The sequence below is a fragment of the Candidatus Saccharibacteria bacterium genome (assembly GCA_034521515.1).
Lineage (GTDB): Bacteria > Patescibacteriota > Saccharimonadia > Saccharimonadales > JAXHMH01 > JAXHMH01.
Genome location: JAXHMH010000002.1, coordinates 538172 through 559896, shown reverse-complemented (window position 1 = coordinate 559896; position 21725 = coordinate 538172). Strand labels below are relative to the sequence as shown.

Annotated in this window: 21 protein-coding genes and 2 tRNA genes; 8 read left to right on the top strand and 15 right to left on the bottom strand. The window is 45.4% G+C overall.

The window, feature by feature from the left end; translation table 11 throughout:
- Positions 1-65: 65 nt before the first annotated feature.
- The 5 genes from U5K77_02920 to U5K77_02900 form a co-directional block, all read right to left on the bottom strand.
- Positions 66-878 (bottom strand): hypothetical protein, encoded by an 813-nt coding sequence (locus U5K77_02920; GenBank protein MDZ7744686.1) that lies wholly within the window; start codon positions 876-878, stop codon positions 66-68.
- Positions 879-1828: 950 nt separating this feature from the next.
- A complete protein-coding gene (locus U5K77_02915) occupies positions 1829-3574 on the bottom strand; it encodes a HAMP domain-containing sensor histidine kinase (protein ID MDZ7744685.1) in 1746 nt (581 codons plus the stop codon).
- Between the two features lie 506 nt (positions 3575-4080).
- Positions 4081-5433: a hypothetical protein gene (locus U5K77_02910; protein MDZ7744684.1), complete on the bottom strand. Its 1353-nt coding sequence runs from the start codon at positions 5431-5433 to the stop codon at positions 4081-4083.
- Positions 5430-6236 (bottom strand): ATP-binding cassette domain-containing protein, encoded by an 807-nt coding sequence (locus U5K77_02905; protein ID MDZ7744683.1) that lies wholly within the window; start codon positions 6234-6236, stop codon positions 5430-5432. Before U5K77_02905 ends, U5K77_02910 begins: the two co-directional genes overlap by 4 nt.
- Positions 6236-7735 carry a hypothetical protein gene (locus tag U5K77_02900; protein MDZ7744682.1) on the bottom strand — a complete coding sequence of 500 codons (1500 nt, stop codon included), beginning with the start codon at positions 7733-7735 and terminating at the stop codon, positions 6236-6238. Before U5K77_02900 ends, U5K77_02905 begins: the two co-directional genes overlap by 1 nt.
- A 161-nt stretch (positions 7736-7896) precedes the next feature.
- On the opposite strand from U5K77_02900, the gene U5K77_02895 reads away from it, so the two are divergent.
- From U5K77_02895 to murD, 3 genes are read left to right on the top strand one after another with little or no spacing between them, the layout of a single operon-like run.
- Complete coding sequence (locus tag U5K77_02895; protein ID MDZ7744681.1) at positions 7897-8280, top strand: response regulator; 384 nt, start codon at positions 7897-7899, stop codon at positions 8278-8280.
- A 38-nt stretch (positions 8281-8318) separates the two neighbouring features.
- Positions 8319-8687, top strand: a complete 369-nt coding sequence (locus U5K77_02890; protein MDZ7744680.1) for a response regulator — start codon at positions 8319-8321, stop codon at positions 8685-8687.
- A gap of 39 nt (positions 8688-8726) precedes the next feature.
- Complete coding sequence (gene murD / locus U5K77_02885; GenBank protein MDZ7744679.1) at positions 8727-10034, top strand: UDP-N-acetylmuramoyl-L-alanine--D-glutamate ligase; 1308 nt, start codon at positions 8727-8729, stop codon at positions 10032-10034.
- On the opposite strand, the gene murI is transcribed toward murD, so the two are convergent.
- Genes murI through U5K77_02870 form a run of 3 tightly spaced genes read right to left on the bottom strand, consistent with a single transcriptional unit; the run spans position 10006 to position 12093 of the window.
- The gene (gene murI, locus U5K77_02880; GenBank protein ID MDZ7744678.1) at positions 10006-10659 is read right to left on the bottom strand and encodes a glutamate racemase; all 654 of its coding nucleotides are present in this window, start codon (positions 10657-10659) and stop codon (positions 10006-10008) included. The genes murD and murI overlap by 29 nt on opposite strands.
- Positions 10656-11219 carry a phosphoribosyltransferase gene (locus U5K77_02875; protein ID MDZ7744677.1) on the bottom strand — a complete coding sequence of 188 codons (564 nt, stop codon included), beginning with the start codon at positions 11217-11219 and terminating at the stop codon, positions 10656-10658. Before U5K77_02875 ends, murI begins: the two co-directional genes overlap by 4 nt.
- 1 nt (position 11220) lies before the next feature.
- Positions 11221-12093, bottom strand: a complete 873-nt coding sequence (locus U5K77_02870; protein ID MDZ7744676.1) for a bifunctional 5,10-methylenetetrahydrofolate dehydrogenase/5,10-methenyltetrahydrofolate cyclohydrolase — start codon at positions 12091-12093, stop codon at positions 11221-11223.
- 196 nt (positions 12094-12289) lie between these two features.
- On the opposite strand from U5K77_02870, the gene U5K77_02865 reads away from it, so the two are divergent.
- A tRNA-Lys gene (locus tag U5K77_02865) sits at positions 12290-12366 on the top strand.
- Positions 12367-12464: 98 nt separating this feature from the next.
- On the opposite strand, the gene U5K77_02860 is transcribed toward U5K77_02865, so the two are convergent.
- On the bottom strand, positions 12465-13442 hold the full coding sequence (locus tag U5K77_02860; GenBank protein MDZ7744675.1) for an AI-2E family transporter: 978 nt from the start codon (positions 13440-13442) through the stop codon (positions 12465-12467).
- Between the two features lie 100 nt (positions 13443-13542).
- Between U5K77_02860 and U5K77_02855 the strand changes: the two genes are divergently transcribed.
- The 3 genes from U5K77_02855 to U5K77_02845 are packed head-to-tail and all read left to right on the top strand — an operon-like array spanning position 13543 to position 16035.
- Positions 13543-13941, top strand: coding sequence for a prepilin-type N-terminal cleavage/methylation domain-containing protein (locus U5K77_02855; GenBank protein ID MDZ7744674.1), 399 nt, complete (start codon positions 13543-13545; stop codon positions 13939-13941).
- Positions 13938-14609, top strand: a complete 672-nt coding sequence (locus U5K77_02850; protein ID MDZ7744673.1) for a hypothetical protein — start codon at positions 13938-13940, stop codon at positions 14607-14609. The genes U5K77_02855 and U5K77_02850 overlap by 4 nt, the downstream gene beginning before the upstream one ends.
- Positions 14602-16035 (top strand): hypothetical protein, encoded by a 1434-nt coding sequence (locus U5K77_02845; protein ID MDZ7744672.1) that lies wholly within the window; start codon positions 14602-14604, stop codon positions 16033-16035. Before U5K77_02850 ends, U5K77_02845 begins: the two co-directional genes overlap by 8 nt.
- 20 nt (positions 16036-16055) lie before the next feature.
- Here the strand turns inward: U5K77_02845 and U5K77_02840 are convergent, their stop codons facing one another.
- The 6 genes from U5K77_02840 to U5K77_02815 form a co-directional block, all read right to left on the bottom strand.
- Entirely contained in the window at positions 16056-16535 is a 480-nt protein-coding gene (locus U5K77_02840; protein ID MDZ7744671.1) for a dihydrofolate reductase, read from the bottom strand.
- Positions 16528-17790 (bottom strand): Mur ligase family protein, encoded by a 1263-nt coding sequence (locus tag U5K77_02835; GenBank protein ID MDZ7744670.1) that lies wholly within the window; start codon positions 17788-17790, stop codon positions 16528-16530. Before U5K77_02835 ends, U5K77_02840 begins: the two co-directional genes overlap by 8 nt.
- A gap of 351 nt (positions 17791-18141) precedes the next feature.
- Entirely contained in the window at positions 18142-18774 is a 633-nt protein-coding gene (locus U5K77_02830; GenBank protein ID MDZ7744669.1) for a class I SAM-dependent methyltransferase, read from the bottom strand.
- A 148-nt stretch (positions 18775-18922) separates the two neighbouring features.
- Positions 18923-19138, bottom strand: a complete 216-nt coding sequence (locus U5K77_02825; protein MDZ7744668.1) for a hypothetical protein — start codon at positions 19136-19138, stop codon at positions 18923-18925.
- 322 nt (positions 19139-19460) lie between these two features.
- Positions 19461-19537: transfer RNA gene (locus tag U5K77_02820), tRNA-Arg, on the bottom strand.
- Between the two features lie 431 nt (positions 19538-19968).
- Positions 19969-20520 carry a helix-turn-helix domain-containing protein gene (locus tag U5K77_02815; protein ID MDZ7744667.1) on the bottom strand — a complete coding sequence of 184 codons (552 nt, stop codon included), beginning with the start codon at positions 20518-20520 and terminating at the stop codon, positions 19969-19971.
- Positions 20521-20629: 109 nt separating this feature from the next.
- Here U5K77_02815 and murB point away from each other — a divergent pair, with 109 nt between their 5' ends.
- Positions 20630-21658, top strand: coding sequence for a UDP-N-acetylmuramate dehydrogenase (murB, locus tag U5K77_02810; GenBank protein ID MDZ7744666.1), 1029 nt, complete (start codon positions 20630-20632; stop codon positions 21656-21658).
- Positions 21659-21725: the final 67 nt, after the last annotated feature.

Genomic DNA, 21725 nt, shown 5'->3' with positions numbered 1-21725 from the left:
ATGAACTCTCTCACACGACCAGTGTGTGGCATTCCGCGCGCCCGTTCGTGCCCGTCATACAAGAGCTAGGAAGATTCCTCCTCCGAGGCGAACTTCTCCTCTCCGAAGACCCAAGCCCAGTATCCGCCCAAGAGGGTCGGAACCCAAACGAGCAGGAACTGCACGAAGCTGTTCTCCGTCCATCCATCGTCACCGCGAGCCCATCCGAGAATGGTATCGAGATGCGTGTTCATGATCACGAAGATCACAACACCAACCAAGACGGCCAAAAACCACACCTTGATGCGACTCGAAGTGCCGTTCCACTGGGTAGTGGTGGCTCTCACGACTCGCTGATGCGGCCTGGAGCTGGATGCTGGGGGAACTTCTGCCGGCGGATCCTCCCTTGCGGGGGGCTCATCGGCGTTCGGATCCTCGACATCCTCTTCGGCGCAGTACTTGCTCTGGGCGGCAACGATGGCATCGATCTTGTCGACCGTGCCGTCACGCAGCTTGTTGTCGTCTGGAACCGGAATTTCCCACGCGTTCAGGAGCTGATCAAGTTGACCGTTGCTCATGACGGCGAGGTCCTCACGGCTGTAGAGCAGATCGGTGTCGACCTCCTCCTTACCGTCTGGTTCCTCGACAGACGAACTTCCGCTTCTTGCCTGCGCAAGTGCCGCCTTGATTCGAGCATTGTGCGCCTTGCGGCGTTCGAGCTCTTCATGTGCGGCGGTGCGCTGCTGATCGATGCTGTACTGAGCACCGATGAAGCCTTCTGTGAGGGCAGCATCAGTTGCATTCAGATCGGTAATCTGTGAACTGAGCTCGTCACCCTCTTTCTTGTAGTCATCGCCATAACCCTTGAGGGCAGCGACTGCATCGTCGTAATTTGTCATGACTCTCCTTCCTCGATATGAGGGGGTAGGAGCTAGATTGGCCTATGGCCTCACCAGGCTGTGGGATTGCCCACAACAAGTCGACAGCTAAATCTTCCTTTGACGCTCGTATGAGCAAGCAAGGTCGATGTCGCCATCGACTTGTTGCTCATACCCCCTCTTGGGGTTTGAACACAGCACCCTGATTGTCGAGGTCGACAAACAAAGTGCTGTGCTCAAAAGCAAAAAGGTCTTAATCTGTGTTGTTTTTAGGGTTTACTGTAGTCACTGTTCCGTGTCAGGTAAGGCGGAGCTTACTGGGAGCAACCGAAGTTACTCAACCTACTAGCTTCAACACCAATGAGCACGGACCGCCAACTGCTAGCAACAGGGTACGACCCCTGGCGGCTAGTATTAGACGGCCCGCACTCATGATAGTGCGCCTCTCCTTACGGAACACTCCAGATGTCAACATATTGACATCCCGGAGTTTCCTGCATTTCATGCTTTAGGGCGATACAAGGCGCGGACGAGGAGCGACCGGAATCGTACAAACGTACGATGAGGACGCACCACAGTCCAGCAACGCCGTAGCGTCCAAAGAGTAACAGAGGTGTTCTGAACTTTGTTCAGAAGCAGTCTGTTACGGCATGAATTGCAGGATTATAGACTGTAATGATCTGACTTGTAAATGAACCCATAGGTTATGGACTCCCGAACTCCTCAAAAAGTGTAAAAAAGCAGCCCTGAGACGTATAAACTACCTCTGTTGCCGCTCTATCTCCACCTTCTTTAAATGTCCGGTTACGGGATTAGTTCCTCACACCCATAAACTAGGATGCTTCAATTCTACTACAAAAGGCGTATTTTGTCAATATACAACACCATTATTCTACCTCTGTGGCAATTCGCTTATGCTCATCTGTTATCACTCCTGCCAGAATCGTCCTATAAATCACTCTTATAGGCCGTTAGGAGTCGTCTTCACCGTCGTCGGTTACTTCAATCTGTCCGGCCACCTCTAGCTTATCTTTAGGGAACGTAAAGCCAAATACGCTACCTTTACCCTCGGTGCTCTTGAATATTATGGTGCCGCCCTGGGCAATAATGATTTTCTTAGCCATAAACAGACCCAGGCCAGTGCCGTCCGGCCGTGCCTTGCGGGCATTACCCGCCCGATAAAACTTGCCAAACAGTTTGTGTTGCTCGCTCTTTGGTACGCCTATGCCGTTATCGCTGACAGTGAACTCGATGGTCTGCGGCTTCTCCTTCAGCTCAACGTCTATACGCCCATCAAATGGTGTGTAGTAAATGGCGTTGTCTATAAAGTTCATAATCACCTGCCTAATTTTAGTATCGTCCAGCATTAGGTCAGGGAAATTTTCTGGCTTGTCATAGACTAGCTCTAGCTTGCGTGAGACAGCTGTCTCTTGCAACTGACGCACCTCGCCCTCAATAACATCTGCCAGATTAATACGCTTGGGTTCTATTACAAACTTGCCGGTCTTAAGCCGCGATACGTTAAGCAGGTCTGCAATCAAAAACACCATGCGCTGCGAGCTAATAAATGCCTGGTCAAGCAGCTTGTGTTGCTGATCGTTAATCTTGCCGGCATCACCTTCCATAACCATACTGATATACCCCTTCACGCTGGTAAGCGGTGTACGCAACTGGTGCGAGGCCATGCTGATAAATTCGTCTTTGGTTTCGTCCATTTTTTTGAGCTTTTCGTTGGTTTGGCGCAAGCGCTTTGTAGCATCATCTACCTTGTTTTGTAGCGTGATGTTAAAGTTCTCAATTTCTTCAAACCGTAGCGCATTCTGAGCACTAATCACCAGCTCGTTACCGATGATCTCTAGCACGTGCATGTCCTGGGATGTATATGGGTTGCCACTTTTCTTAACACCAAGCAGCATGTATCCAAGACCGCCAACGTCATACTCTAAAGTTGTAACCAACCTTACCACCACGGCAATATCGTGTTCACGTAATACTTCAGCAAGCTCGGCATTACCTTCGTCCAGCTCATCAGTGACGACAATTTTGCGATGCATACTTGGCATTGTCTCGCGGATAATTTTTGTACTTTCCGCACTAAACTTCTTGGATTCTGCGCCAATGGTACGCTGCTCAAAATACGAGGTCTCGCGTATTACAAACGAGCAGTACTCTGCCTTAATGTTGCGCTTTATGATTTCTGAGCTGCCAACCAGCAGGCTTTCGATATCTACCGTCTCGACCAAGAGTTTATTCAGCTCGCTCAAAAACTCCTGCGGATCATACGCATCTTGGTAGAAAATTTTATTTGTCAGTCTATCAAAACGGCTTTTTAGAGGTTGGAACAGTAATACTGTGCCTATCAGCAGAAGTAACGACAGTAAAGCTTCTGCTGATTGACCCTCAAAACGAGCTCTAAGCTCACTGGATATGAAGTGTGAGATGGAGAAATAACCAGCAGCAAGTACAAGGAAAGAGAATGCATAACCTAATGTGCGTGCCACAACAACCCTTATATTAAAGAGTTTGTGCCGTATAATTGCTCGACTTATCAAAAACATAAACGGCAGACCTGTAAGAGGCCCCGCCCATATGTACGTAGTGTCCCCTAATATCGGAATGATTAGGTTAGTAAAGGCAGACACTACCGAGGTTAACGAAATTGCCACAGTTGCATAAATAGTCTGGCTTCTTAGGGCAAAGTGGAGTGTTTTGTTCATATAAACTCGTAATAAATAGGCTGGTGCAACACCCAGATATACAAAAAAGAATGCAGCATAAAGAGAATACCCGTAAGGGCTTACGGCCACCTGATTAACTGGAGCCGCAACTGTACTAGTGATGAAAAAATCGCTGTTTCCTAAATAAATAATCCCCAGCAGTAGCGGGTAAACAGCTAGTGCCCCTTTGCGTAGTGTTGAAAGATGCTTGCTATACGGAAAAACCATCGAGAACAGTAATATAAAATAGCTAGTCCCTAAAGGTGCAGCGAAAAATAAAAACTGACCAACTGTGACCGCTGCTTGCCCGGGAGTGTAAAGCAGAAGGGCAGTACCAAGAGACCAGAAAGAACCAAGCAATGCGAAAAACCCAAAGTAGCGGTTTACACGAGAAGATGGTGCATTCGCGATAACAATGAGGCTTAACAAAAAGTTAACTACTGCGACCGTATATAGCAAGTACTGCATCACTTGATATTGTAATGCAAAATGCCAAAATACTTATGCTATTTGCTAGATAAGACTTTTGGATTGATCAGACGTCCAAAGCTTTGTGGAGCTGAAGGTCCTATACTTAGCTCTTTGAAAGCCCTGCCTACTGCATGAACATCTTCGGAAGTTACTGGACTATTTATAGCACCAAAAGCCCTGGTAGCAGCTAGCGCCCCAACTTCAGCTTCACAACCCCATACATCAGACTCTAGCGCTACCTTGCCTCCGCAAAATTTCACTGAAGGCATATCTTCACGGACAGGCAATCGCTTAATAATCCCGGCACCATCACCAATCACCCACATAACATTCCCGCCTCTATTTTCAATATCGTTACGGGAGACGCTTGGTGGATGGCTGTCATCAATCAAAACTCTTCTATAAAAATCAACTTCGTCATAGCCTTCGTTTTCAGCCAGTGAACCAATGACGGCGCTAACCGTCACGATAGAGGCTTCTATTGCCTGTTTAATGTTGTCTGCGGGTACAACCCGCTCTTCTCCAAACATATCCCTAAGCTTACGTACCATTCTCTGTTGCGTATCACGGTCATCGTCGTAGACATGTAGGTTTGTACCGGGTTGCGACTCAAGCATATATTCAGCAAATGCACTACCTATTGACCCGCAGCCTATAAGTGAAAGGCTGTTCGACTCATCTATATTGAAGACTTCTTTGGATATATCTACAGTTTCTGCAATCATACGCACCGTACCTGCATGACCAGTTGTTGTCTCTACATCTACGTCTATCTTTTTGCCGAAACGAGTAAAGGCAGGTATTACTCCGCCTAAACCTACTACATCAGAGCCATGGTAAGTCGCTGCGAAGTCAACCGTCTCGTTAACAATATTCCTAGCTATTTTTAAAGCCTGACGTCGATCATTTTGGTTTGCGATTTCGGCGGTTATTGGCGTGTACATGGCAATACCGCTAACTTCAGAACCTTCAAATGGCTCATACCTACCCACTTCACAAGGCGGCAAGCTGAGTAATGTTCTATGCCGAGTCATCGCATCAACATAATGCAGCATCGGCAAAGCTGTTTTAATTTCTTCGTATGACTCACCGGGGGCTTCTTCTGTTTCCGACACGGTTACAGGAATTAAGAAAGTGTGCCCACGACGCTCGTCAACTTTACCGCCTTTTTTATACTCAGTAAATTGTTTAACTGCATTTTCTGCAAACTCAAGACTTTGGTCAATCTCTGCCTGGCATATACTGTCACCTACCGCACCAGCAACGCGTTCAAGTTTTTCGAGTAGCATATAGCTACGGTCTATATCATAACTTAGCGTATGGTCGGGCATCCATAGTTCATCGCGCCCCACCCCAACCTGTCTACTTACATCAATCTTCTCACTCATGATGCAACTCCTGAATCTTCAGCGCTATCGCTATATTTACCTCGCACGGGAGTATCATGCCTACCCACAACCCTACCATCCTGTATGTCTACAGTTGTCTTTGCCTGGTGTTGCTCGTGTGTAATAAACACCATTGGCATACCCTCGTCATTTAGCCGACTCATAAGATTATTTATACCGTCTTTTGAAGAGCCGTTCAGCCCAGCTGTAGGCTCATCAGCAAGCAACATTTCTACCTCTGATCCCAACAATGCAGAGGCGAATGCCATTCTTCGCATCTCTCCGTTTGATAGATTAGCGTTTGAACTTGTTGGTAGTTTCTCTAAGCCCACCTCATCTAAAACATCTGCGACTTTTTTATTTGTTGTCTTATTGGCAGCCCTTCGCTCATATCTTGACTCTAGACGATACGGCAGTGTTACTCTTTCCGCTATAGTAAGCCCCCTCATTGGCAGAAAAGTTTGCGGTATAAAACCAACACGACGTAAAGCCTCGCTACGCTCTACTGGTTTCATATCGTATATATCGAACCCATCCCAGAGCACGCGACCCTCAGTAGGTCGATCTTGATTGCCGGGTAGTCCTCCTAAGATTGTGGTTAACAATGTTGTCTTACCAGAACCAGATGGACCCTCTATAGCAGTATAAGTGCCGGGCACGGCTTCTATCTCTAGGTCAACGCCCCTCAGTACATGCTGCCCATATTCAGGTCCCCGCAATAAAAGGCGTTGCATTCCAGTACGTTCTTCTGGGATATGGACATGGATATTTTCTAGTTCTATGTGAAGATGTTCGCTACTCATTACACTTGAACCCTTAGATTATCTGCTTTGACGTTTTTATGAGTTTGACGACGTTCACCTGCCATAAATCCAGCAAACATTACGATCTGACCAACCAATAGTCCGGTTCCTAGGTCTTTCGGTGATGCATCTAACTCAAAACCAAACTGAGCACGTGCTGTCATAGCTTTCATAACAATTCCCAAGGGCGCTGCCAAGGCAGCAGCCTTGATGCTATCAGCATATGTCGTGTAGAGAATAGATGTATTGAGCGAATTTAACGATGTACCTTGGAAGTAAAGCGATGCATCCCTATTTCTATTTTGACCACCCCTATTTACTGCTGCGTATGTTACGCCGGCAGCTGCAACAAGACTTAATTTAAGTAAGTTATCCATTTGAGATGAAGATATTGTGCCTAGAAAAAACCTTTCATACTCATCGTATAGATCTTCGAGTGTCGTCTCAGAATGTTGAATATTGTTTTCTTCGAACTCATTACTGACTTCATCGCTGATATTATTGTTTACCAGTACTGCTGAATACGTCTCTTCAGGAAAGATACCTTCTAGGTCTTCGTTGGAACCGTAAACAGTCACACGGCCAATACCACCTGGCTCAGAACTAATATCTGTAACCTCGAAGTTCTTACCGTCTACTTCAACAATATCACCTATGTTTGCTCGAAGTTGCTCGCCAACTATAACTCCTGGCAGGTCTCCGGTAGTTTCAAGCGAACCTATCTGGCTAATAATTTCGGAGGGCGCGGTAACGATAGCAGCACTAGGGGGCTCAACGCCGCCATTAAGGGGTCTGATGCTACCCAGAGCTACACGAAGTGGCACTACATTAGAGCTCCCGTGCTTTTCAACCAAATCATCCACGGCAGTTTCTGATATCCCTCCATGATTATTTATTACTTGACGCTCATGCTGGACAAAAGGCATATACATGTCTGAAACATCTGTGCCAAGATTAGATTCAATATTTTGCTCAATCGCCTTCACGGGTCTAACGGCCGCCTCAGCACTATCACTAGCTAACGAGCTACCCGTTCCTACGCTCGCCATAAGAAGTGCCGGAAGTAATAATCTTTTCGCGTTACCAGAAGAGTTAGATTGTGAAATTGTCTGCATGGCTGCGCCTCGCTCTGACATGCGAGCATAGCCTACTAATGCTAAAGTTAAGCCAGCTGCGCCTATAAAATATGGGGTGGCTACATCTCGTAAGCCTTCGTTTATATCTACCATGGTACCTGGAAGCTCAGGATCCACATCTAGCGTTAATGGAATACTAAAGCTGTCTACTGTTTCAATTGCATCATCGATCACGTTGCCGACTGGCTCAGTATCATAGGCTGCGTGCGCTCCACCAGCAGTTAATCCTGCAGCCAAAATAACGGCTGCTTTTTTTGTATTAAAAGAACTTTTAACCTTGTCAATGAAACCATGCTGCTGAGTGGTCTCTTGTGCGTCTTGGTGTTCCTGTAATTCTTGTGATTGTAATTCGTGCTCTGTCATTAAAATCCGCTGTTCTATAAATTCTCTAACTATTTTGAAAACAAAAAACGACGTCACAGACTGCCGTGTGGGCAACCCGTAACGTCGTTTTGTCTGCTAAAGAACGTTGCTATACTATCAGAGGTGATTAAAAAAGTCAATAATAGAACAATTCCACAAATATGCAAATGCGTAAAGTAGTTGTTATAGAAGACGAGCATGCCCTAGCAGCAATGTATGCCATGAAGCTGGAAAATTCTGGCTTTGAGGTAAGTGTTGCTCACAACGGCAAAGAAGGCTTGTCGGTTATCAAGGAGTTTGAGCCCAATCTTATTTTATTAGACCTGCGTATGCCGGTTATGAGCGGTGATGACATGCTAGAAAAGCTGCGTCAAGAAGATTGGGGGGCAAACATCCGAGTTATTGTGCTGACTAATATCAGCCGCGATGAAGCTCCGTCCAATCTAGGCTTTTTGGGAGTCGATAGATACGTCGTAAAAGCCCACTACACCCCTGGACAGGTGGTTGAAATCGCCCATGAAATACTAAACACACCAATGCGGTAAAGTTGTCTTTAAGCTAGGTTTTGTCGTAGGATGAGAGTATGACAAAAGTTGCAATTATTGAGGACGATCTAGCTATATCGCAGATGTACCGCATCAAGTTCGAGGCCGAGGGTTATGAGGTAGAAACAGCCGAAAACGGCAAGCTTGGCTTGGAATTAGCCGAGAACATGAAGCCTGATATTATCTTGCTTGACCTAATGATGCCAGAGATGACTGGTGACGAAATGTTGCAGCAATTACGGGCTACTGACTGGGGTAAGGACATCAAGGTTGTTATCTTAACCAATATGGGCGAACAAGAGCTTCCGGCCAAAGTAAAAGAGCTGGGCGTTAGCGCCGTAATCCTAAAAGCCGACATGACGCCGCGACAAGTGGCAGAGCTCGTCAAACAACAACTTGCAAGCTAAAGCTTGATACTTCAGCGTTGATACCGGATACTTATACGCATGAACATCGCAATTTTAGGATTTGCCGGACAAGGCCAATCCGCTTACGAGTATTGGAATCAAGGCGACAATAAACTGACAATTTGCGACCGCAGTACAAAGACTAAGGTGCCAAAAGGCACTAAATCACAACTGGGTAAAGATTATCTAAAAAACTTAGATAAATTTGATTTGTTGGTACGCACACCAGCTCTACACCCAAGCGACATTCAAAAAGCCAACCCTAAACACCCCGACATACTAGATAAAGTAACTACTGTTACCAACGAGTTCTTTAAGATATGCCCTAGCCGCAATATAATCGGCGTGACTGGCACCAAAGGCAAAGGTACAACCAGTACTCTAATCGCCAAGATGCTAGACGCTGCCGGAATACGTGTTCACTTGGGCGGGAATATCGGTATACCGCCATTAGCACTTTTAAAAGACGGTATTCGCCCAGGAGATTGGGTCGTGCTGGAGCTTGCCAACTTTCAGCTCATAGACCTAAAACACAGCCCGCATATCGGTGTTGTGTTAATGATAGTAGAAGAACATCTTGATTGGCACGTTAGTATGGAAGAATATGTAACCGCAAAGCAACAGATGTTTGCCCACCAAAAACCCCGGGACGTAGCAATCTATTTTGCAGAAAATGATACATCAAAGGCGGTTGCTTCCGTGGGACGTGCTAAAAAATTACCTTATTATGACCCACCCGGTGCTTACGTCAAAGACAACAATATAATTATCGACGAACGACCAATTTGTTCAATTAACGACATCAAGCTACTGGGCAAACACAATCTACAAAACGTCTGTGCAGCAATTACTACTGTCTGGCAAGTTCACCAGGACGCCAACGCGATACGCTGGGCGCTGCAGACATTCTCAGGTTTGGAACACCGATTAGAGCTCGTTAAGGAAATCGACAAAGTTAGTTATTACGATGACTCGTTTGGCACCACACCAGAAACCGCCATCGTAGCCATGGAAGCATTCACCGAACCAAAAGTTGTCATTTTGGGCGGATCAGATAAGGGTGCCCGTTATGACAAGTTGGCGTTAACCGTCAAAAATCACAATGTCCGCAAAGTGGTACTGATCGGTGATACGGCTCCTGACATCAAGAAGGCTCTCAAAGCAGTCGACTTTACGGACATCGTGGATGATGGAAAGACCATGAAGTCTATTGTTAAAACGGCACATAAATACGCCAAGCCTGGTGATGTCGTACTACTTTCGACCGGCTGCGCCAGCTTTGGGATGTTCTCGGACTATAAAGACCGCGGTCAACAATTTAAGGACGAAGTCCTAAAACTCGCTTAAGCTGAGCTATAACTGGCTGCTCCGGCTGGATAACGGTCGTTTTATACTCTTTGGCGATGTCTTTTATCTCTTTTTCAATCCAGTGGTAATGCGTACAACCAAGCACGATAACATCGGCACCAGCCTCACACACGTCTGCAATGCGGCTGCGAATCTTGTTGTGATCTATCTGCTTGGACTCGATCATGTAAGGCCAGGCACTGCAGTCCGGTTCTAAAACTTCAACACCGTCCGCATACTGCTGTTTCAGCCACGCGTAGCGGGTGCTCTTGAGTGTGGCTGGCGTAGCGCAGACTGCTATCATGCCAGTTTCGGTTGTAGCGGCTGCAGGTTTTACCATCGGCTCCATGCCAATCAGGGGAGTGCTGATTTTTTGACGTAAATCACTGATTATCGTAGTGGTTACACTATTGCAAGCGACAACAATGGCATCACATCCCTGTTTACTTAACATGTTAAGTATTGGCAAAACAAGTTGTTTTAACTCCTCCGGAGTTTTATTACCATACGGCACATTGGCCTTGTCATCTGCATACACAACATCGGCATCGGGTATAGAACGCTTGATAGCGTCCACTACTGCCTGTCCTCCTACCCCTGAATCAAACACACCAATCTTGGTCATTCTAACCTTTCTGCAAAATCAGGTACATACTCGTGGATTAACGAATAAACCTTGAGTGTATTCCGCTTAGTTTGATCTGGATCGTCTCGACGCCAAATAACTCCAGCAGCAATTTCTTTGCCTTGCATCTCGGGCATTGCCATGACTCTTTTAAGCTGGCTTCCAGTTCTAAACACATCATCTACCAAAAACGGTTTTTCTTTGTTACGCAATATTAACTGACCTATCCGTTGAGACTGTAGTGCGAAAGGTTCGGTTTCGACTTCTGGCTTTCTCAGCTGAACAAACTCAAGATTCCCCATCTGTTCGCTCATAGCTTTTACATAAGCGTTGGCACCCTCAGGTACAGGAATCAAGATATCTGGATCATGTGAACTCGCAAGTTCAACAAGACCAGCGACAATTTTATAAAAAAGGTCTGAATGTTGGTCGACATTATCAAATTCCAATTTCTGTCCTATTAACTGACCATTTGCGGCAACCATCTCTCCTGCCTCTAGAACTCTAGCATCTAGTATCTCTCGCTTTAACTCCGAGTACAATTGTGGATCTATACTCATCTTATTTACTCTCAGCTGATTGTCGAGCGGCGCGGATTACATTGTCAAATAAGGCACAGACAGTCAGCGGGCCAACGCCGCCTTTGGCTGGCGTTACGGTTAAGTCATCGCGTTCATACACGCTCGGGTGTAAATCACCAACGGTTTTTCCGTCTTCACCGGCCACGCCTGCATCTACCACCACTGCTCCTTGTTTTATCATGTCCGGGTATAAAATTGCCGGGCTACCAGTCGCGGTAATAATGACATCTGCATTAATAGTTAACACGTTAAGCTTTTTTGTTTCTCTGTCTGCAGACGAAACGTCTATGTCAGAGTCTTTTAAGATTCGCTCTAGAGGCGCACCTACCAAGCGGCCACGGCCAACTAGCAACACTTTTTTGCCACGGAGGTCAATGTTATAACCTGCCAATAACCACATAATCGCCATTGGCGTCGCAGGCGTAAACCAGGAACCACGCACCGCCTCGCCCTGCCGCCCAGAGTGCGTGGTTCCTGGTAGCCACGCTGCAAGAGGGTTTCCAAGCGCATCTACGTCTTTTTCTGAGGCAACCAGGTTCACCACCTCTTCTGTTTGATCTGTGTCTGCTAACGGCAGCTGGACAATAATGCCGTGAATCGAGATGTCTTCGTTAAGCTTCTGTAGCACATCTTGAACTTTATCTTGGGCTACATTGTGTACCTCAACCTCTACTTGAATATCGGTACCATACTGCTTTTTAAGCCGCACATAGGTGTTGATGACCGGATCATCCTTGCACTGAACAATGGCTAGCTTAGGCTCAACCACGTGCGATTGCCTTAGTTCCCTTACTTGTTTCGCCTGACGTTCTTTTATAAAACCGGCGAGTTCTTTACCGTCTAGAAGTTTCATTAGTCCATAGTATACCAACATTCCACTTGCAATAACAGAGGTAACCTGCTAAAGTTTCCTTGTTACATTTTGTGATACGTTACATCATGTCTACGCCTGTAGAATACAAGGGCCAGCCCGGTAGTGAGCTTTCATTAGCTTTTGCCAGGCAAAAGCCTACTCCGCACTAGTGTGGAGTAAATGAAAGTCTACTACCGGGCCATTAGCTCAGCTGGTTAGAGCACCTGCCTCTTAAGCAGGGTGTCCTGGGTTCGAGTCCCAGATGGCCCTCCATCAAGAAAACCGCCTATCATTTCGGTATATTTGTGTCTTGCTATAATTATCCTATGGCTAGCAATGTCGGAAGTTTTGTAGAAAAACTGGGCTACTAACTAAGTCTGTAGCTTATCGCGTTCTTTAACGTAAACGCGATAAATTTCTTGGCCGGTAATAACCGCAGGAACAGCCAGTAGCGCCCCAATAATCCCAAGTAAATTGGTACCAACAATAACCGATAAAAGCACCGCAAAAGGGTTCATTTTGACCGACTGGCCTAAAACACGTGGTGAAATTATATAGCTTTCAACCTGCTGGATAACTACATAGGCAATCAACACGATAAAAAATAAGCTGGTATCTATAGTGAGCGCAATTAATAACGCTGGTACGGCTGCAAGTATAGGGCCAAGTGTAGGAATAATCTCTAAGAAGGCCGCAATTAATGCTAACACTCCAGCGTATGGCACTCCCAAAATTAGCAACACAACCCATGTCAATAAGCCAACCGCAAAGCTCACTAACAATTGACCTTTAACCCAAGAACCAAGCCGAGCCTCTACCGCCTCAAAACTATCGCTTGCAAACTGCCTACGGCCTTTCTCGCCGGCGCCGATAAAATTAATCAATCCAACCTTAGCTTGCCTGTAGTACGTCAGCCAATAAACCGCTAAAACAGGTACTAACACGATCCCGATGATGACTCGTACAGCTGATCCAGTAGCAGTAAACGCATCAGCTATCATCTGTTCGCTGCGGTCAACAACTCTATTCCGGACTTCGATACCAATTTCTGCACTAAGCAAAGAGTCTACTTCGTCGACTATTTTCGGTGCTCTATTAAATAATTCGCGTCCTTCATCAGCAAGCGCCGGACCGACACTAAACAATAGGGCTATAGGAATTACGACTAACGCTACAATTAGAATTATAGAGGATAGACCGCGTGGTATACGTTTTTGTTTAAGCCATTGTACAACCGGTAAAAAAGCGGTTGTTAGCAAGAATGCCACAAATAATATTATAATTACTTCTCTCAAAACAAACGCTAACGCAAGAGCCGCTACCAATATGAGCAGTTTGTGATTTGACATACAGCTATTGTACTAGGTTATCAAGCGTCCTGCATCTGGTTTTGCATTTTTAACGTAGGTCTGTACTCAGCTTACACATGCTATATAATGAACCATAAGCATGAAGAAACTCACCAACCAGTTCGGATTTTCTCTTATAGAACTACTAATTGTTGTAGCGGTGTTCAGCTTTGCAGCAGGTAGTATCATTAGCCTGTTTATGGGTATCCAGGGTATGCAAAGGCGCGCCGAAGATCTAGAAAGCGCTCGCCATGCGGCAGAACTTAAGATTGAGTCCTTACGAAACATCCACTATAACAATCTGGAGCCGGATGAAACTATTGATTTCACGAGTGAGCTACCAAATGACCTACCAGAACCAAACACCGGAACGGTCGAAGTAAGCGAACCTAGCCCAGGGTTACGACGGGTTAATGTGACAGTATCTTATAATAATGGCCCTGAGCAGCGTGAGGTACGACTCAGCTCCATAATCGGGGCAATCGGGATCACGCAATGAGAAAACTACTCCATAACCAATCTGGAAACACGCTTTTGGAGGTCACTTTAACGGTTGCGGTTCTGGCAATCGTTACCGTTGCTATTTCTATGTTCGCTATTACAACTATGCGGCAATACACAACAGCACAAGCTAAAGCCAATATTTTATACGAGTCTCAACTCGCGCTGACTGTCGCGCAAGAGGATATTCGCCTGGCGGCAAGTGCCGAGGAGCAAAACCGATGGCCTGATGAAAATGCCCCTGGTGCCCCTGACGAATATAGCTGGCAATCAAGTACCGACACGCTCATATTAGCAACGGCAGCCCTTGATAACAGCGGAGACATAATATTTGCTGATCCGGCAGAATATATTAGCGAGAAGAACAATGTCATCTACTTTACAGATAATGGCACTCTATATAAGCGAACACTTGCTTCACCGGTTTCTGATAATGCCGCCACGACCTCCTGCCCTGAGTCAGGGGTAAGTTCATCCTGCCCAGCCGATAAAAAGATGCTAAACAATGTGTCTTTATTTTCGGTTCGCTACCTTAATGAGAACGACCAAGAAGTTAGCCCGCCGGATGCCCGCTCAATCGAACTTACTGTAGTATCCTCGGATCAAGCATACGGACAAGATATAGAAGTTGAGTATAAAACGAGGATGGTATTTAGAAATGATTAGTCAAACAAATAAAACAACGGCCAACCAAAATGGCGGAATTATACTACTTGGCTTACTCGGGTTACTGGTGTTTATGTCGATTGTTGGCTTGTCGCTTTTAAGCTTCTCGGCTACACATGCCAATATTGCTAACCGCAAAGTATACTCCGCTAACGCGGTATTAGTAGCCGAAGCCGGCATCGAAAACTCCGTTAATGAGCTCAACCAAAACGATAGCTTCACCGGGTATTCAACCGAGCAAACCTTCTTTAATTCACAGTCACAAGGACGAGGCACTTTTGTAACAAACGTTACCGATGCAGTCGATACAAATACAAAGATAATCACCTCTACCGGCGAAGTCTATCGGTACAATGACACCTCAGAACCAATGAGCCGTGCTCGTATAGAAGTTACGGTGGTCGGTACTGGATCAGAAGGTTATTCTGTTCACACCGGTCCGGGGGGATTAGTGCTTAGCGGAAGTGGAAGCATCACAAATTCTGACGTCTACGTAAACGGAACTATTGATCTAAGTGGGGCCGCTAGAATTGGTACTGAATCCCAACCACTGAACGTAAACGTTGCTCATTATGCCTGCCCTGCCGGAACGTTACCTGGGCCATCCTACCCAGAGCTTTGTACAAGCGGTGAGCCAATTAGCCTTTCAATGAGCACTTATATCTATGGTTCGGTTTGCGCTACTAACCAGGTTAGTACTGGGCCTAGATCAGGGGGAAACATACTACCAGGCGATGGAGGAGACGGACTCATTGCAGGATGCACGGCACCTTCAGTTAGCCCACCAACATATAATCGTCAAAATCATATTGATTCTATGACAACGACCGCCAATGCAAGTGATATTGATTATAACTGCAGCCAGTGGCAAAGTCCAAATGGGTTTGAGCGTACTTGGCCGGCTAACCTTCAATTAAATGGTAACGTAAACGCTGACAACAGCTGCGACCTTACCATCTCCGGTGATGTATATATTACTGGAGACCTCGACGTTGGCGGAGCGGCAAAAATTACGGCCAGCGAAAGTGTTGGCACCGAACGTCCAGTAGTAGTAGTTGATGGCGATATTAATATGGGCGGTGGAGCTGAACTCATCGCTAACAGTCAAGGTACCGGTATACATTTTATTAGTTATAGAACAAACGCCAGCTGTAACCCTGATTGCACAGATTTATCCGGTAACGAGCTTAAAAGTTCGCAAACTCTCGAGACAGTTAGGGTCGGTGGCTCGGTTAAACTGCCAGGTATGGTTATGCACTCCTATTGGGGTACTGTCAGACTACGAGGAAGCGGCAACGTGGGTGCTGCGGCTGGTCAACGAGTCGACATGAGTGGTGCCGGTACGGTAACGTTTGGTACACAACTTTCTTCAGGAGAAAGCACTTGGACAATAACTTCTTATAAACGAGTCTTTGATTTTGATTAAACATTTGTCGAAAAAGCTTTTTATTCGCCTGCCGAACGATTGCTCGTATAGACAATATATCTGTATATAAACCCGTTTTCTTCCATCGGTGGCTGTTCATCAAAAAGCATGAACTGTTGTTGAAACTGTGGGAAAAACTTGTCACATCCAAAATCTGCCTCAATGTGTGTAAGATATAGCTCGTCGGCATAAGGAAGTGCTTGTTCGTAGATTGATGCTCCGCCTATAACCCAAATGTCGCGTTGTTGCTTACTCAAGAATGCTTCAACGTCGTTAACCACCTCCGCACCATTTACAGCAACCGCATCGAAGCTAGCCACAAAATTACGTCTATCGGGCAATGGCCTGCCAATTACTTCGTATGTTTTACTGCCCATAAGTACCGCGTGGCCTGTTGTCTGTTGCCTAAAGTATTGTTCGTCCGCAGGAATATTCCATGGCTGAAAACCGTGTTTGGCGATTCCAAGGTTTCTGTCTACTGCCGCAATTAATCTAATCATGCTTACTTAAGAGTAGCGGTCTGACATGGTTAAGTAAATAGAACGACCCCGTAACAAGCAACCTTTCCTCGGGTTGTTTAAGTAAGTGTTTAAAGGCTTCCTTAGGGTTCTCGACCACAGTAACAGAGCTGAAACCAACTGATTTTGCGGTCTCTGCGATAGTGTCGGGGCTGATTGGGCCACGCTGTACGTCCTGAGACTTTTTGAACATCGTAACGATAAGATTATCTGATACCTTTTTTAGTTCTTGCAAGCTTTCTTTTAGCGTCACATCTTTTCCGTCGACAAAACTCACCATTGCTGCCATCTTCTGATCAGGGTAAGTCTGCTCAAGCCCACTAACGAGCGCCCCGATTTTATGAGCATTATGGGAGCCGTCGGTAATAATTGTTTTGTCTTGATACTTAAAGGCTTCCATACGAGCCGGAACAGACGTGTGAGCAATTTTATTCAGCGTGTTTGTATCAACAGAGATTAAGTTGTCACGTTTTACGATAAAATCATGCGTGAACTTGGCAAGTGCAAAGTTACGGCGCTGAAAAGGCGGCAAATCTTCTGGCGAATCTTCTATCACGTTATCGGGCAATATGTGTAGTGCTGCGTTTTGTTTTTTGGCAACTTTGTTGAATACGTTCATCACTTCCTTGCTTTGGTGAGCCACAAATACGTCTGCTCCAGGCATAATTATCCCGGCTTTCTCGCCAGCTATGGTTGCTAAATCCTCACCTAAAAATTGCGTGTGATCCATGCCTATATCTGTTATTACGCAAATCTTGTTCGGATTGGTCACAATATTTGTAGCATCCAACCTGCCGCCCATGCCTACCTCAATAACAGCATAATCTGCCTTTTTTTGAGCATATACCCAGTATGCAAATGCCACCAACAAACCAAAGTAAGTAATTTGCATACTCTGCACCTCTGGCAAAGAAGCGAATTCTTTGAACATTTCAACAAACTCATGTTCAGCCAACGGTTGATTGTTAATCTGAACTCGCTCTCGCACACTATCAACATGCGGTGAAACACTCAGCCCAACACGTCGATTGCTCGTCTGTAATAATTCAGATAAAAAATAACATGTGGACGTCTTGCCAGATGTTCCAGCTACATGGACAATTTTTGGTGTATTTTGGGGGTTATTCAAATTAGCCATGAAGTCTTGCATATCTTCCAGTGCAAAGAACCAATTCACCGCCCTAATATCAGGCTGGATAGTTGCCAGCCATGCCTCAACTTGCGCAAAACTCTTCATATCGGTCACTCCGTCATTGTACCTCTGTTATAAAAATACCCCAAGTACATATGAGTATACGCGCCTAGTTACGCCAATTAAAAACGTGCCCCTGTAGGGCACGCTTGTTTTTGAGTGTTCGTTTTAAATCTGGTTATACGCCGCTGATACCATTGAAATCTAGGCACCAGAGCTCATTTGTCTCACTATCACGGATGTAATAGCGCTTGGTGGAATTTGTTGAAGCCATTTGAGACAACCCCCCTTCCTACTGCATATTCTACACTTATACATAAGCCTGTCTGTGATTTACTTCACAAACTAAGCCTTAAACTCTGGTTCTACGGAGTTATTTTCTGATACATATCACTTTTACTCAAAGATGTAAGCACCAACTGCCCAGCTTCTTTCACCAGGAGGCTCAATAGACTGCACACGTTCGCCATCTCTAAAAAGTACATCCTGCCTGACGATATTCTTGTCGATCATTTCGCTCCAAGCCTTGGTAGGTCCTACACCCCAGGGCTTCCAAGGTGTTAAGTCGTCTATTACTAAAACAGTGTCTTGATGTGCAAAATTTCGCATGTTTAGTAAATCCGCTTTAACAACTTCGTAATCATGACTGCCGTCAACGAATATAATGTCAAAATTAAGAGCTGGGTTGTCTTTGTAAAATTGCGGCAGAGTTTCTAGCGAATCACCAACGGTTAGGACATGCCTGTCTGGAAAAGTTTGGTCTATAAACTGTTTGGCTGGCGTAACGTAATCGTATTCTCCAATATCGAATGAGTAGACTTTGACGTCTGGGCTTGCCTCAAGGAACGAGTAGCTAGATAAACCGGCAATAAAACCCACCTCGCCCACTTTCGATACATTTGGCGTTTTGGCTAATGAGGCAAGGTGCGCCAACTCACTTGCATCTGCCGAACCTTCTATAGATTTGCCGGCTTGATGGGCTTCTTTTACAAGATTCTCTAAATACTCAATGCTCATAATAGTTGCCATAAGTATACTCCAGATATACCAAGTTCGTTCCATCCCGACGTTTAGTTTCGGTTATTATGATCCTCGAGTAATAAAAATCCTTCATGGCTCTCCATCAAAGGAGAGCGACGAAGGATGGTACATGGTAATAAACGAAATTCAAACAAATTTACTCGGCTTCAGCCAGTAGTCGCTCGTACATTGCGACCGTTTCTTCGCCAAAGACCTTTATCAATGCTGGGTCATTTTTCACTACCACCTTCTCATGGCCATTCAGGTATGAAACAAGGGGCACATCGTAAGGTTCACCATCTGCTTCAAATGCAGAAACTATATTATCTGCTCCGCTCCATAATTTATCCTCTTTGCAGGGTGATTGCTCCATTAGTTTAATTCTATCATTTTTACTTACTAAAAACTAAGCACTAAACAGGCTATCAAAGAGTCCATGCCAAGCATAGACTCTTTGATTGGTACACCCCTGTCCGTCCTGCCTGGCCTTCTTGTCAGAAAGACAGGAGACTCGGTCAGATAGGCGGGCGGCAGGATAGCGCCCATCAAAGATGGGCTTCTTCGTTCGTCCGCTGACCAGCGGACTCACATACGCCGAACCTCCGCTCGCATAAGCTCGCTTGACGGTTCAAACCCTGGCTCGAGCATCGAGCAGAAATAAAAACCACCTTTTGCAAGGTGGCTTATATTTCTCCTGGTACACCCGGCAGGATTCGAACCTGCGACACCTGGTTCCGAAGACCAGTGCTCTAATCCGCTGAGCTACGGGTGCTTAAACTGAATTTACTCAATACGATTAAATGTTCTCATTCTATGGCAGTTTGCGCAAACAATTTCGCACTTTTTTATCTCTTTTTTTAAGCCAGATAAATTCGAGGCTCTCACAAAGTTGTTAATTATAGTCGTCTTGTCTCTCAAGTGGTCAAAATCCATAACGTAATATGGGTAGGAATTCTTACAATCTGCACATGGAGTGGAAGCCTTAATTTTATTCACATACTCTTTTATTTTTTGGCGTCTAAGTTTGTTCTTTGCTAAGTATTTCTCTTTGTTTTCATAGTAATGGCGTCTGATGGCTGCCCTGCTATCCTCAATGTCCTTATATGCCATAGAAAGATTCTAACATACAAGCGTAGTCCGAAGCCACTTCTTTAAGAGCATAAGGCACATCAGAAGAACCCTTCTAACAAATTGCTAGGTATATCAGTTTTTTGTCTGGCTGTCCTCTGTTGATTCAGAAGATGGCAACTGTTTTGGTTCACTAGCTTGCATGGTTTTTTGCAAGACGTCTAAAACACTGCGCGCATGTTCTTTGCTCATGCCAACTCTAGATACAATAATTGGCTGATTCCCAGGCCCGTTACCTTGCATAAAATTTAACACAACACCGTAATTATTAACGGTTACGTGAACCATATCGGTATAATTTATACGTGCATCGGAAGCGGCAACTGCTACCGGCGTCTTAGCAGCATCTTCTTCTGCGCCAAACCCTTCTGGCATGTTTTGCTGATCGTACTTGGCCAGCTCCCAAAGTTTCAATGCCTCATCTTCTGCCATAGCAAAAAAGCTTATTAGCAGTAGTAGCACATCCTCTGATGGCCGTTGAGCACCTTGCTCAATTTTTCGTAAAACCTCTGGCTCTATCTCAACCGCGCCCGACACCTCTAGAAGTGTTTGGTGTCTATACTCCCTGAGCCGCTTTATGCGAGTTCCGAGAGACCTGTATGGCTGTCGATTCCCTCTTTCAATCATGTACCTACATGGTACGCCAGGCAAAATAAGCTTGCAAGACTACATTATATTTTGCGTCAGATTCAATTGATACTTGATACTTGAAACGTGATACTTGATACTTAAACCTATGTACGTGCTAGACAATGTCCCCCTGAGCGGTTTTTCGACCATGCGCCTAGGTGGAATCGCCGCTCATCTCTGCGAAATAACCGAAAGATCGCAAATTGCTGAGGCAGTATCTTGGGCAACTGAACGGCAACTGCCGATCATAATGATTGGCGAAGGTAGCAATATTATCTGGCGTGATGAAGGGTTCCCCGGTCTAGTGCTCGTTAACAAAATACTCCGGTATGAAGTATTCGATGAAGATGGAACGAATGTCTACGTGACAGCCGGTGGAGGCGAAAACTGGGACGACATAGTAGGCCGCACAGTAAAAGCCGGCCTGTCGGGGCTTGAGGAACTTTCACTGATTCCCGGAACCGTCGGTGCAACACCGGTTCAAAATGTTGGTGCATACGGACGCGAAGTTAAAGATACCATCACAACAGTAGAAGCCTTCGACACACATCAAGGCACGCTTATAACTATACCCGGAAGCGATTGTGAGTTTGACTATCGAACAAGCCGCTTTAAAACGAGTGATCGCGGTAGATTTTTTATCACCGCCGTTACGTATCATCTTATGCGCAATACTATCAAGCAGCCTTTTTATGATTCACTACAAAGATATTTCAATGAACACGGCACAAAAGAATTTACGCCACAAGTAATCCGTGACGCGGTTATTGATATACGTTCTACTAAACTTCCAGACCCAAAAATCATTGCAAACAATGGCTCGTTTTTCCAAAACCCTGTAGTGTCAGCCGGCCAACTAGCTCAGCTTTCAGCCGATTTCCCAGATCTTGTTTATTGGCAAAAGCCTGATGGATCTGCAAAAATATCTGCTGCCTGGCTGCTTGAAAAGACCGGTTATAAAGATTTTCACGATGAACAAACCGGTATGGCTACCTGGCCAAAGCAGCCCCTAGTTTTCGTTAACGAAAACGCCAACCAAACTGCTGATTTGCTCGCTTTCAAACAAAAAGTGTTAGACGCCGTGCAGGAAAAATTCAACATAACACTCAATCAAGAACCAGAACTTTTACCATAACTAGTTTGAAATCTGTGGATAAATACCCTACACTGGGTTTAAGAAATCGCACTATTTACAAAATTAA